The 12,026-nt window shown below is 71.2% G+C and carries 9 protein-coding genes; 4 read left to right on the forward strand and 5 right to left on the reverse strand.

Translation table 11 applies throughout. The features are described 5' to 3' along the window. Window positions 1-78: 78 nt before the first annotated feature. On the reverse strand, window positions 79-1,023 hold the full coding sequence (locus AOQ53_RS14280; protein ID WP_059417419.1) for a sucrase ferredoxin: 945 nt from the start codon (window positions 1,021-1,023) through the stop codon (window positions 79-81). Between the two features lie 52 nt (window positions 1,024-1,075). Beyond that, the gene (locus AOQ53_RS14285) at window positions 1,076-2,335 is read right to left on the reverse strand and encodes a citrate synthase (protein WP_059417420.1); all 1,260 of its coding nucleotides are present in this window, start codon (window positions 2,333-2,335) and stop codon (window positions 1,076-1,078) included. A 116-nt stretch (window positions 2,336-2,451) separates the two neighbouring features. Between AOQ53_RS14285 and AOQ53_RS14290 the strand changes: the two genes are divergently transcribed. Further along, complete coding sequence (locus tag AOQ53_RS14290; RefSeq protein WP_059417421.1) at window positions 2,452-3,612, forward strand: citrate synthase; 1,161 nt, start codon at window positions 2,452-2,454, stop codon at window positions 3,610-3,612. Between the two features lie 183 nt (window positions 3,613-3,795). On the opposite strand, the gene AOQ53_RS14295 is transcribed toward AOQ53_RS14290, so the two are convergent. Together AOQ53_RS14295 and AOQ53_RS14300 are read right to left on the reverse strand one after the other, a co-directional pair. Further along, window positions 3,796-4,035: a hypothetical protein gene (locus AOQ53_RS14295; RefSeq protein ID WP_174523284.1), complete on the reverse strand. Its 240-nt coding sequence runs from the start codon at window positions 4,033-4,035 to the stop codon at window positions 3,796-3,798. A 263-nt stretch (window positions 4,036-4,298) separates the two neighbouring features. Beyond that, window positions 4,299-4,856, reverse strand: coding sequence for a DUF6082 family protein (locus AOQ53_RS14300; protein ID WP_059417422.1), 558 nt, complete (start codon window positions 4,854-4,856; stop codon window positions 4,299-4,301). A 317-nt stretch (window positions 4,857-5,173) separates the two neighbouring features. Between AOQ53_RS14300 and AOQ53_RS14305 the strand changes: the two genes are divergently transcribed. Further along, window positions 5,174-6,232, forward strand: a complete 1,059-nt coding sequence (locus tag AOQ53_RS14305; protein ID WP_059417423.1) for a CobW family GTP-binding protein — start codon at window positions 5,174-5,176, stop codon at window positions 6,230-6,232. 18 nt (window positions 6,233-6,250) lie between these two features. On the opposite strand, the gene AOQ53_RS14310 is transcribed toward AOQ53_RS14305, so the two are convergent. Beyond that, complete coding sequence (locus AOQ53_RS14310; protein ID WP_059417424.1) at window positions 6,251-8,707, reverse strand: DNA gyrase/topoisomerase IV subunit A; 2,457 nt, start codon at window positions 8,705-8,707, stop codon at window positions 6,251-6,253. 459 nt (window positions 8,708-9,166) lie between these two features. On the opposite strand from AOQ53_RS14310, the gene AOQ53_RS14315 reads away from it, so the two are divergent. Together AOQ53_RS14315 and AOQ53_RS14320 are read left to right on the forward strand one after the other, a co-directional pair. Continuing rightward, on the forward strand, window positions 9,167-10,561 hold the full coding sequence (locus AOQ53_RS14315; protein WP_059417425.1) for a M16 family metallopeptidase: 1,395 nt from the start codon (window positions 9,167-9,169) through the stop codon (window positions 10,559-10,561). Next, a complete protein-coding gene (locus AOQ53_RS14320; protein WP_059417426.1) occupies window positions 10,558-11,946 on the forward strand; it encodes a M16 family metallopeptidase in 1,389 nt (462 codons plus the stop codon). The genes AOQ53_RS14315 and AOQ53_RS14320 overlap by 4 nt, the downstream gene beginning before the upstream one ends. Window positions 11,947-12,026 lie beyond the last annotated feature (80 nt).

A 12,026-nucleotide genomic window follows, 5' to 3' on the forward strand; every position in this document is an offset into this window, starting at 1 on the left:
ACCTGCCGTAATGGGTGTGGCGTGGATCTCTTGATCAATGCTTGAGGAGACGATCCGGACCCGCGGTCGGCGGACCGGTCAGCTCGCGAGCGCCGTCGTCACCCTCACCTCGCGCACCGCCACGACATCCATCCGCGCGGGCGAACCGAGAACTGCCGCTCCACAGCTCTCCGGCCGGGGCGGCAGGACCGCGCCCTGGGCCACCTCGACCTGCCAGCGGCGCCCGTCGGCGTGGGCGACGGTCACCTCCCAGCGCGGGGCCGCGCCGGCCGCCCGTACGACGCTCAGCGCCTCCGCGGCGTATTCGCCGGTCCTGGTGCGTACGGCGAGCTCGGCCGCCTGACCGGGCCGCTCCCAGGCCGAGCTGCCCCGGCACCCCTCCACGACGATCCGCCCCTCCCGCGCGCCGTGCAGAACCTCCTTGAGGGTGTGCGCCTCGGCGCGGCCGTACGCGTATCCGTACGGCAGCACGAGCACCGTCGGGGAGAAGCGGTGACCACCCAGATGGGTGACCTCCCAGACGCCCTCGACCCCGGACGTGGCGAGTTCGGCCGCGAGTGGCCGGCCGAGGAGGGCGCAGCAGCGGTCGCGCTTGCCGTTGGTGCAGACGAGGGCGAGCGGATCACCGTCGTGGGGCCGTCCGTCGAGCACCGCGTCGAAGGAGCGGTGCTCGCCCCGGCCGAGTGCGGCGAAATCGAGATCGAGGAGCTGCCCGGGGTCCGAGATCGTCGCGCCGCGCAGCCAGACGTTTCCCGGAACGGTGTGGGCCGCGTACACCCGGCGTGCGGCGGGCATCCGGCGGTCCGCGTGGCGCCCGGGGCGGCGGATGAGCACGATCCGTACGCCCGTGTCCTTCGCCGCTGCCTCCAGGGCGCGGCCCAGGGCGGGGTCCAGGTGGCTCGAAGTGAGCGCCTTGGCACCCCACGGACCGGGCTGTTCCAGCAACAGCCAGGTCCTCGCGGTGGCGGCGGTTCCCGAAACGGGCTCGTCGGAGTTCCGGGAGACGCTTGAACACGTACTCACAGAGGTGAGCCTAACCTGAGTTGACTCGCGGCGACTCTCGGCCCCGCCCGCGCTACTCCGGTAGTGGCTGAGGCGGCTTCGGACCGGCGTAGAGCCCGCTCGGGCGCATGCGCAACGGCCGCTCGCCGTACTCCTCCAGGGCGTGGGCGATCCAGCCCGCCGTACGGGCCACCGCGAAGATCGTCTCGCCTGCGGTCGGGGGCATGCCGCAGGACGTGGTGAGCACGGCGAGCGCCAGGTCGACGTTGGCGTGCAGCGGGGCGTGGCGGGCGGTGGTCTCGACGATGTCCCGGGCCGCGAGGAGGGCGGGTTCCGCGCGCGGGATCTGCTCCAGAAGGGCGAACAGGGCACGCGCGCGTGGGTCCTCGCCCGGGTAGAGCCGGTGACCGAGTCCCGGGATACGGCGGCCGGCGCGCAGTTCGTCCGCGATCACGGGCGCGGCGTCGCCCTGGTCGAGCACGTCGACGAGCAGCCGGTGTGCGAGCCCGCTGGCCGCGCCGTGCAGCGGGCCCTCGATCACACCGAGCCCGGCGGAGACCGCCGCGTAGGCGTGGGCACGGGCCGACGCGGCGACGCGCACCGCGAGCGTGGAGGCGGCCAGGTCGTGGTCGACGAGGAGGGCGAGGGCGGTGTCCAGGGCGCGCAGGGACGCCTCGTCGGGGTCCTTGCGCGGCGACAGCCGGGTCCACAGGCGGTGGGCCAGGGGCCCCTCGTCGCGGCGGTCGCGCCCCGCCGGTGGCAGAGCGGCGACGAGCGTGGGAATGAGGGTGCGCGCCGTGCCGAGCACGGAGTCCTCGGACAGGTCGTAGCGCACCGGGTCGGCGGTCGCGGCGGCGATCGTCGCGACGCGCAGCAGGTCGGTGGGCGCGGCGTGTTCGGGCAGTGTGTCGACGGCGCGGCGGGCGACGGCGACCGAGGCGGTCGGCGCGGTGAACGTGGTGCCCGGCCGCATCCGGCCGGTCCACAGCCACTCGGCGACCTCCTCGTAGCTGTGCCGGGTGGCCAGGTCGACGGCGTCGACACCACGGTAGTAGTAGCGGTCGCTCTCGATGAGTGTGATGCGGGTCCGTACGGACAACTCGCCGCCGGAGGGGGAACTCCCCGCGCTGTCCCGCCTGTTGCGCCGGGCGAGCGCCTCGACCTCCCTGGCGTCGAAGGTGCTGCCCCGTCCGCCGGTCTCCCGTCGGCTGCTGAGCTGACCGCGGCTCACGTACGCGTACACGGTCTCCGGCTTCACACCGAGCAGCTCGGCGGCCTCCTTGGTGCTCAGCCGCCGTTCCGCGTCGCGGGGGGCGGGTTCTTGATCGCGCATGGGGTCACCGTATCCGCCAGGGGCCCATTGACTGGAGTATTGATTCAATCAATATTGACAGCATTCGAGTCAACCATGGACAGTCGAATCAAGCCCACGGGTCCAGGGAGGAAGACATGTCCGCCAACAGGTCCGCAGCCGCTCTCATCGACGCGCCACGGGGACTCGCCGGTGTCGTCGTCACCGACACTCGGATCGGTGACGTCCGTGGTGTCGAGGGCTTCTACCACTACCGGCAGTACTCCGCCGTCGACCTCGCGCGGACCCGCGCCTTCGAGGATGTCTGGCACCTGCTCGTACACGGAGAACTGCCGGACGCCCGGCAAAGTGCGGCCTTCGCGGCGGAGACCGCGGCGCTGCGGCGGCTTCCCGACGAGGTGCGAGCGGCCCTTCCGGCCGTCGCGGCGGCAGGCGGGCACTCCGGTCCGCTCGCCGGGATGCGCACGGCACTGTCGCTGCTGGGTGCCGCCAAGGGCTTCCGGCCTGTCTACGACATCGATCCCGAGCGGCGCAGGCAGGACACCATCGAGGCGGCCGCGGCCGTACCCACGCTGCTCACCGCGCTGCACCGGCTGGGGAAAGGGCTCGAGCCGGTGGAGCCGCGCGAGGACCTGTCGTACGCGGCCAACTACCTGTACATGCTGACCGGCTCGGTGCCGACCGAGCGGCACGCACGGGCGATCGAGCAATATCTGATCTCAACCATTGATCACGGATTCAATGCATCAACTTTCACGGCTCGGGTCATCGCGTCGACGGGTGCGGACGTGGCGGCGTGCCTCGCCGGTGCGGTGGCGGCGCTGTCGGGGCCGTTGCACGGGGGTGCGCCCAGCCGCGCGCTGGACACCCTGGACGCGATCGGCACCCCGGACCGTATCGACTCCTGGGTACGGCAGCGGGTGCTCGCCGGTGAGCGCATCATGGGCTTCGGGCACGCGATCTACCGCACGGAGGACCCGCGGTCGCGGATGCTGCGCGAGGTCGCCCAGGGGTTCGGCGGTCCGCGGGTGGACTTCGCCGTGGAGGTCGAACGGCACGTCGAGGCGATCCTGGCGGAGCTGAAGCCTGGCCGTGAACTCCACACCAATGTCGAGTACTACGCGGGTGTGGTCATGGAACTCTGCGGCCTGCCCCGGGAGATGTTCACACCGACATTTGCCGCCGCGCGCGTGGTGGGCTGGAGCGCCAACGTCCTGGAACAAGCGCAGGACACGAAGATCATCAGACCGGTGGCGCGCTATGTGGGACCGGAAGCGCCGGCGCCCGTGCCTGCCTGAGGGGCGGCGCCGCGGGAGTGCGAAGGGCCCGGCACCAAGACGCGAACGGCCCGGCACCAAGAGGTGCCGGGCCCGAGGCCCAGCGCCGGCTCGACGAGTGCCCGATCCGCCGCCTCGACGAGTGCCCGATAACCCCGGCTCGACAGGCACCTGACCCTTCGGCCCGACGGGCATCCGACGAGATCAGGCGTCAGGAATGTCCGCCTTGGCATCGATGAGCGTCCTGCGTGTGACCACGACGATGCGCTCGTAGTCGGCCCGGGACGCGTCGCCGGGGAGCTTTCCGTCGAGTTCATCGGTGACGTCGGTGCCGATCACAGCGAACCTGCCGTCGGACAGCTCGAAGATATCGGGGCAATTGGCGCCAGTCGCACTTCCCCGCGCGCTGGGAGGGGTGCCAATCCGACGGATGATGTGGCTCACTGTTCTGACGTTCCTTTTGATCTCGAGGCTTGGTGCGCACTGTAGCCTGCGGTGCGATGCGGCCCTGTGGGGCCGCGGCCTCGACAACCGGGCGGCGTGGAGCGGCGGTTCGGCGGTGGTCGCCCCGGATCGCGGGATGCGCAGTAGTCAACCTTGTTGGCAACTGGGGAAACGCGCCGGTTTATGGGTTCGTTATCGCCCAGCCGTGTGATGCGTTCAGGAGAGTGAACGGAAGGTACGGCGCTTACGGCCGACGTCCGGCACTACTCGCTGGGCAGCTCCCCGACCACCCACCACTCGTCGGTGTCCGCCTCCTCGAGCTGCGCGAGAAGATCGTCGACCATACGGCCGAGCCTTGCCTCCTCGGAGGAGTCGGCGAGAGTCGCCCGATGCGGGCGGGAGGCGTACCAGTACTCCCTGAAGACGGGGTTCTGCAGCATGCTCCGGGCGAAACCGAAGAACTCCTCCCGGTTCATGTTGCCCATGCGGTAGTAGCACAGGGCGTTCGTGTAGAGGGCGTTGGCGAAGAGGAACTGGCGGAGCTTCCTGGGCGAGACGGTCCCGTCGTACGCGTCCAGCACCTCGGCCAGCTCCGGGTCGTCCATCGCCTTGCTCAGCAACTCCCAGTGCAGGCGTTGCTGGTGGGCGAAGCTGCTCCGGCGCTGTGACTGTGCGGCCTCCTCCAGATGCTCGATCCGTGCGCGCAACGCGTGGTACGTGGGCCACCGCACGGCCATGGCGACGGCGGCGCCCGCCGCCAGGGCGATCCCCGCCGAGGCGGTGGCGCCCAGCCCTCGAAAGCTCAAATTCCGTGTGTCCATGTCAACCCCCGGTTCAGGCGGCCGTCCGCCGGTCGTCGGTACGCGGGTCGACTGGAGGGGACCGGCGAGCGGTGGGCGGCGCTTGCCGTCTCCCAGAGTGCCGAGCGGCTCTGATCGGCGGGGAGGCGGAGAGGAGGCGCACGGAGGGAAGCGAGGGTCGCACAAACCGGCGCCATGCCCAACGTCTGCCCCGCGAGTGCTGCTAACAATCGTTCACTTCGTCGCGATTCCCACGGCTCGTATCCTGGGCGGCCCATCCTCGTACGTGTGCCGGGAAAGCGAGCCGGTGCACGCGTCAGCGTGAGAGAGGTCGCACGGTGAGCCTGCCGAGCCCGGAACCGCAGCAGATCCCGGTCGTCGTCCTGGCCGGATTCCTCGGCTCGGGAAAGACCACACTCCTCAACCACCTCCTCCACCGCAGCGGCGGCAGTCGTATCGGCGCCATCGTCAACGACTTCGGGGCCATCGAGATCGACGCGATGGCCGTGGCGGGAGCGCTCGGCGACTCGACGGTCTCGCTGGGCAACGGATGTCTGTGCTGTGCCGTCGACGCGAGCGAGCTGGACCAGTACCTGGAACGGCTCGCGGAGCCCTCCCTCGGCATCGACGTCATCGTCATCGAGGCGAGCGGGCTGGCCGAGCCGCAGGAACTCGTGCGGATGGTGCTCGCCAGTGAGCACCCGGGGATCGTGTACGGCGGGCTCGTCGAGGTCGTCGACGCCGCAGAGTTCGACGACACCCGGTCCAGGCATCCCGAGATCGACCGGCATCTCGCGCTGGCCGATCTCGTCGTGGTCAACAAGGTCGACCGGGCGGCGGACGGCGAAGGCGTCCTCGGACTGGTCCGGTCCCTCGTCGACCGCGCCGCCGTCGTCCCGGCCTCCTACGGCCGGATCGCCCCCGAGTTCCTCTTCGACTGCCGGCCGAGCGAGGAACGCATCGGGCAGCTGTCCTTCGACGACCTGCACGAGCACGGCGCGGACGACCACGCCGAACACCTGCACAGTGCCTACGACAGCCTGTCGTTCGTCTCGCGGGAGCCCCTCGACCCGCGCCGGCTGATGGAGTTCCTCGACAGCCGGCCCGAAGGGCTGTACCGGATCAAGGGCTACGTCGACTTCGGGCCGTGCGACGTGCTGAACCGCTACGCCGTCCATGCCGTCGGGCGGTTCCTGCGCTTCTACCCGGAGCCCTGGCCGGCCGGCGGCGAACGCCTCACCCAGCTGGTGCTCATCGGCTCCGGCATCGACGCCTCCGCCCTCGACAAGGAACTCGGCGCGTGCAGCAGCGACGCCCCACACGCCGACGAGCGCGGCATGTGGGGTGTCCTGCGGTACGTACAGAACCCGGAGGAGGACCCGGCAGAGCCTGCCTGAGCCCTCCGCCGGAGGGCTCTATACCGGCCCGGCCACCACGGCCACCGTCTTCGCCAGGGACACACCCGAGCCGTCGCGCCGCGGGTCCATCTCCGGGAGGTCGGCCGGTGTGCCGTTCTTCTGCGCGGCGAGGGCCGGGGCCGGGCCCGCCCAGGCCAGGGACAGGCAGTCCTCGCCCTTCAGGAACCGCTGGCAGCGGACGCCGCCGGTGGCGCGGCCCTTGCGCGGGTACTGGTCGAACGGGGTCATCTTGGCCGTCGTCTGCACGGAGTCGTCCAGCGTGCCCCGCGAGCCGGCGACGGTGAAGACGACGGCGTCCACCGCCGGGTCCACCGCCGTGAACGAGATGACCTTCGCACCCTCGGAGAGCTTGATGCCGGCCACACCGCCGGCCGGGCGGCCCTGCGGGCGGACCTGGGACGCCTGGAAACGCAGCAGCTGGGAGTCGTCGGTGATGAAGACCAGATCCTCCTCGCCGGTGCGCAGCTCGACCGCGCCGACGATCCGGTCGCCCTCCTTGAGGGTGATCACCTCGAGCTCTTCCTTGTTGGCCGGGTAGTCCGGTACCACGCGCTTGACGACGCCCTGTGCCGTGCCGAGCGCCAGACCCGGCGACGACTCGTCGAACGTCGTCAGGCACACCACCGTCTCGTCGTCCTCCAGGGAGACGAACTCCGCCAGGGGGGCGCCTCCCGCGAGGTTCGGCGTCGGCATCGACTCCGGGAGCTGGGGCAGGTCGATCACGTTCAGCCGCAGCAGCCGGCCCGCCGAGGTGACCGCGCCCACCTCGCCGCGGGCGGTGGCAGGCACCGCCGAGACGATCACGTCGTGCTTCACGCGCTTGGTGCCGGCGTCCTCCGCGAACGGCTCGCCGTTCGCCGTACGGGCCAGCAGACCAGTCGAGGACAGCAGCACCCGGCACGGGTCGTCGGCCACCTGGAGCGGCACGGCGGCGACCGGGGCACCACCCGACTCCAGCAGGTCCGTACGCCGGTCGGTGCCGAACTTCTTGGCGACGTTGGCCAGTTCGGTGGAGACCAGCTTGCGCAGCTCCGTGTCCGAGTCGAGGATCCGGGTCAGTTCCTCGATCTCCGCGTTGAGCCGGTCCTTCTCCGCTTCCAGCTCGATGCGGTCGTACTTGGTCAGGCGGCGCAGGGGAGTGTCGAGGATGTACTGCGTCTGCACCTCGCTCAGCGAGAACTGCTCCATCAGGCGCTGCTTGGCCTGCGCGGAGTTCTCGCTGGAGCGGATGAGGCGGATGACCTCGTCGATGTCCAGCAGGGCCGTCAGCAGACCCTCGACCAGGTGCAGCCGGTCGCGCTTCTTGCCGCGGCGGAACTCCGAACGCCGCCGCACGACGTTGAAGCGGTGGTCGAGATAGACCTCCAGCAGCTCCTTCAGACCCAGCGTGAGCGGCTGGCCGTCGACCAGGGCGACGTTGTTGATGCCGAAGGACTCCTCCATCGGCGTCAGCTTGTACAGCTGCTCCAGAACCGCCTCCGGCACGAAGCCGTTCTTGATCTCGATGACCAGGCGCAGGCCGTGGGCGCGGTCCGTGAGGTCCTTGACATCGGCGATGCCCTGGAGCTTCTTCGAACCGACCAGGTCCTTGATCTTGGCGATCACCTTCTCCGGGCCGACCGTGAAGGGCAGCTCCGTGACGACGAGGCCCTTGCGGCGCGCCGTCACGTTGTCCACGGACACCGTCGCGCGCATCTTGAAGGTGCCGCGGCCCGTCTCGTACGCGTCCCGGATGCCGGACAGGCCGACGATGCGGCCACCGGTGGGCAGGTCCGGGCCCGGGACGTGCTTCATCAGGGCGTCGAGATCGGCGTTCGGGTGCCTGATCAGGTGGCGGGCGGCGGCGATCACCTCGCGCAGGTTGTGCGGCGGCATGTTCGTGGCCATACCGACCGCGATGCCCGAGGCGCCGTTGACCAGGAGGTTCGGGAAGGCGGCCGGCAGCGCCACCGGTTCCTGCTCCTGGCCGTCGTAGTTGGGGTTGAAGTCGACGGTGTCCTCTTCGATGGACTCCGTCATCAGGCTCGTCGCCTCGGCCATCCGGCACTCGGTGTACCGCATGGCGGCCGGCGGGTCGTCGTTGCCCAGCGAGCCGAAGTTGCCGTGGCCGTCGACCAGGGGGACGCGCATCGAGAAGGGCTGGGCCATGCGCACGAGGGCGTCGTAGATCGACGTGTCGCCGTGCGGGTGCAGCTTGCCCATCACCTCGCCGACGACGCGGGCGCACTTGACGTACCCGCGCTCGGGGCGCAGGCCCATCTCGTTCATCTGGTAGACGATGCGGCGGTGCACCGGCTTGAGGCCGTCGCGCGCGTCGGGCAGGGCGCGGGAGTAGATGACCGAGTACGCGTACTCGAGGAAGGAGCCCTGCATCTCGTCGACGACGTCGATGTCGAGGATTCTCTCCTCGTACGAGTCGTCGGGCGGCGGGGTCTTCGTGCTGCGGCGGGCCATCGCTGCCGGCTCCTTGCTGAAGCGTGGAACGAGATCTGACGCCGACCATTGTGGACCGCCGCACTGACAACCGGGACCAGGACCCTGTCTACGGCCTCACCGACAGGGGTTCGCACACCGGCCGAGGGTGCCGCTCGCCGGGCCGCGGCGGCCGCCGGGACCCCGTCGGAGGACTGCCGTGGGCCCGGCCCGTCCGCGGTCTTTCGTCCGGCGCCCTCCCGGCTCCGGGCGGCCTGCCGTGTGCCGGGGTCACCGTGCGCGGACACCGCGGTCCCCGGGCCCCGGGCGAGGCACGCTGTCACCACCGCACACCGCCCCCGGCCGCTTCCCTCTCTCGCTCTCCGCGTACGCCCCCCGGGAACTTCACCAGGGCCCCGCACGCTTGCATACAGTGGCAGGACTCGCCAGGAAAACCGCGGTTCGAACGACCGCGCCGCGATCGAAGGGACGTACATGCCCATGGGTCACACGGCCACAGCCCAGGCAGGCTCCGGGGGCCTGACAGCGACCGAGCACCGCCTGGCCAACGGCCTGCGCGTGGTGCTCTCCGAGGACCACCTGACCCCGGTCGCGGCGGTGTGCCTCTGGTACGACGTCGGCTCGCGCCACGAAGTCAAGGGGCGCACAGGCCTGGCTCACCTTTTCGAGCACCTGATGTTCCAGGGTTCCGCCCAGGTGAAGGGCAACGGCCACTTCGAGCTCGTCCAGGGCGCGGGCGGCTCGCTGAACGGCACCACCAGCTTCGAGCGGACCAACTACTTCGAGACCATGCCCGCCCACCAGCTGGAGCTCGCCCTCTGGCTGGAGGCCGACCGCATGGGCTCCCTGCTGGCCGCGCTCGACGACGAGTCGATGGAGAACCAGCGGGACGTCGTCAAGAACGAGCGTCGGCAGCGCTACGACAACGTCCCCTACGGCACTGCCTTCGAGAAGCTGACCGCCCTCGCCTACCCGGAGGGCCACCCCTACCACCACACCCCGATCGGCTCGATGGCCGACCTGGACGCGGCCACCCTGGAGGACGCGCGCGCGTTCTTCCGCACCTACTACGCGCCGAACAACGCCGTGCTCTCCGTGGTCGGCGACATCGACCCGGAGCAGACCCTGGCCTGGATCGAGAAGTACTTCGGCTCCATCCCCGGCCACGACGGCAAGCCCGCGCCCCGGGACGGCACGCTGCCGGAGATCATCGGCGAGCAGCTGCGCGAGGTCGTCGAGGAGGAGGTCCCGGCGCGCGCCCTGATGGCCGCCTACCGGCTGCCGCACGACGGCACGCGCGCGTGCGACGCGGCCGACCTGGCCCTCACCGTCCTCGGCGGCGGCGAGTCCTCCCGCCTGTACAACCGCCTCGTACGGCGGGACCGTACGGCCGTGGCGGCCGGCTTCGGCCTGCTGCGGCTCGCCGGGGCACCCTCCCTGGGGTGGCTGGACGTGAAGACGTCGGGTGACGTGGAGGTCCCGGTCATCGAGTCCGCCATCGACGAGGAGCTCGCCCGGTTCGCCGAGGAGGGTCCCACGGCCGAGGAGATGGAGCGCGCCCAGGCCCAGTTGGAGCGCGAGTGGCTGGACCGGCTCGGCACGGTCGCCGGCCGCGCCGACGAGCTGTGCCGGTACGCCGTCCTGTTCGGCGACCCGCAGCTCGCCCTGACCGCCGTGCGGCGCGTGCTGGAGGTGACGGCCGAGGAGGTCCAGGAGGTCGCAAAGGCCCGTCTGCGGCCCGACAACCGCGCGGTGCTCGTCTACGAGCCGATCGCCCCGGCCGACCCGGAGGCCGAGAGCGCGGACGGCACCGAAGACCCGGAGTCCGCGGCGACCGTGGAAGCCACCGACAAGAACGAGGAGGCGGCGAAGTGACCGAGCTCGCCACGATGGATTTCCACCCCCAGCCGCAGGGGGGCGAGCCGAAGCCCTGGGCGTTCCCGGCTCCTGAGCGCGGCACGCTCGGCAACGGCCTGACGGTCCTGCGCTGCCACCGCCCCGGCCAGCAGGTCGTCGCCGTGGAGGTGCTGCTGGACGCACCCCTGGACGCCGAGCAGGCCGGCCTCGACGGCGTGGCCACGATCATGGCCCGGGCCTTCTCCGAGGGCACCGACAAGCACTCCGCCGAGGAGTTCGCCGCCGAGCTGGAGCGCGCCGGCGCCACCCTCGACGCACACGCCGACCACCCCGGCGTCCGGCTCAGCCTGGAGGTGCCGGCCTCCCGGCTCGCCAAGGGGCTCGGCCTGATCGCCGACGCCCTCCGGGCGCCCGCGTTCGCCGACAGCGAGGTCGAGCGGCTGGTCCGCAACCGCCTCGACGAGATCCCGCACGAGCTGGCCAACCCCGGCCGCCGTGCCGCCAAGGAGCTCTCCAAGGAGCTGTTCCCGGCGGGCTCGCGCATGTCGCGGCCCCGCCAGGGCACCGAGGAGACGGTCGCCGCGATCGACTCCGGGGCCGTACGCGCCTTCTACGAGAGGCACGTCAGGCCCGCCACGGCCACCGCCGTGGTCGTCGGCGACCTCACCGGCATCGACCTCGACGCCCTGCTCGGCGACACGCTGGGCGCCTGGACCGGCTCCGGGGCCGAGCCGCGCCCGGTACCGCCGGTGACCGCCGACGACACGGGCCGGGTCGTCATCGTGGACCGCCCCGGCGCCGTCCAGACACAGCTGCTGATCGGCCGGATCGGCCCGGACCGGCACGACCGCGTGTGGCCCGCGCAGGTGCTCGGCACGTACTGCCTGGGCGGCACCCTCACCTCCCGCCTGGACCGCGTGCTGCGCGAGGAGAAGGGCTACACCTACGGGGTGCGGGCCTTCGGCCAGGTCCTCAGGTCCGCCCCGGACGGGACCGGTGCCGCGATGCTCGCCATCAGCGGCTCCGTGGACACGCCCAACACCGGCCCCGCCCTCCAGGACCTCTGGACGGTGCTGCGCACCCTCGCCGCCGAGGGGCTGACCGACGCCGAGCGGGACGTCGCCGTGCAGAACCTGGTCGGCGTGGCGCCGCTGAAGTACGAGACGGCGGCTGCCGTCGCGAGCACGCTGGCCGACCAGGTCGAGCAGCACCTGCCCGACGACTACCAGGCCACGCTGTACCGGCAGCTCGCCGCGACCGGCACCGTGGAGGCCACCGCGGCGGCCGTCAGCGCCTTCCCGGTGGACCGTCTGGTGACCGTCCTCGTCGGCGACGCGGCGCAGATCAAGGGCCCCGTCGAGGCCCTGGGCATCGGCGAAGTCTCGGTCGTCGCCACCGAGTAGGAGCACTCGCGCAGGGGCCCTGGTTGTCTTCTAAGGCACCAGGGCTCCTTTATGCCCGAATTGGTGCGGAGGTTGCCTGT

It is taken from the genome of Streptomyces azureus (assembly GCF_001270025.1).
Taxonomy (GTDB): Bacteria; Actinomycetota; Actinomycetes; order Streptomycetales; family Streptomycetaceae; genus Streptomyces; species Streptomyces azureus.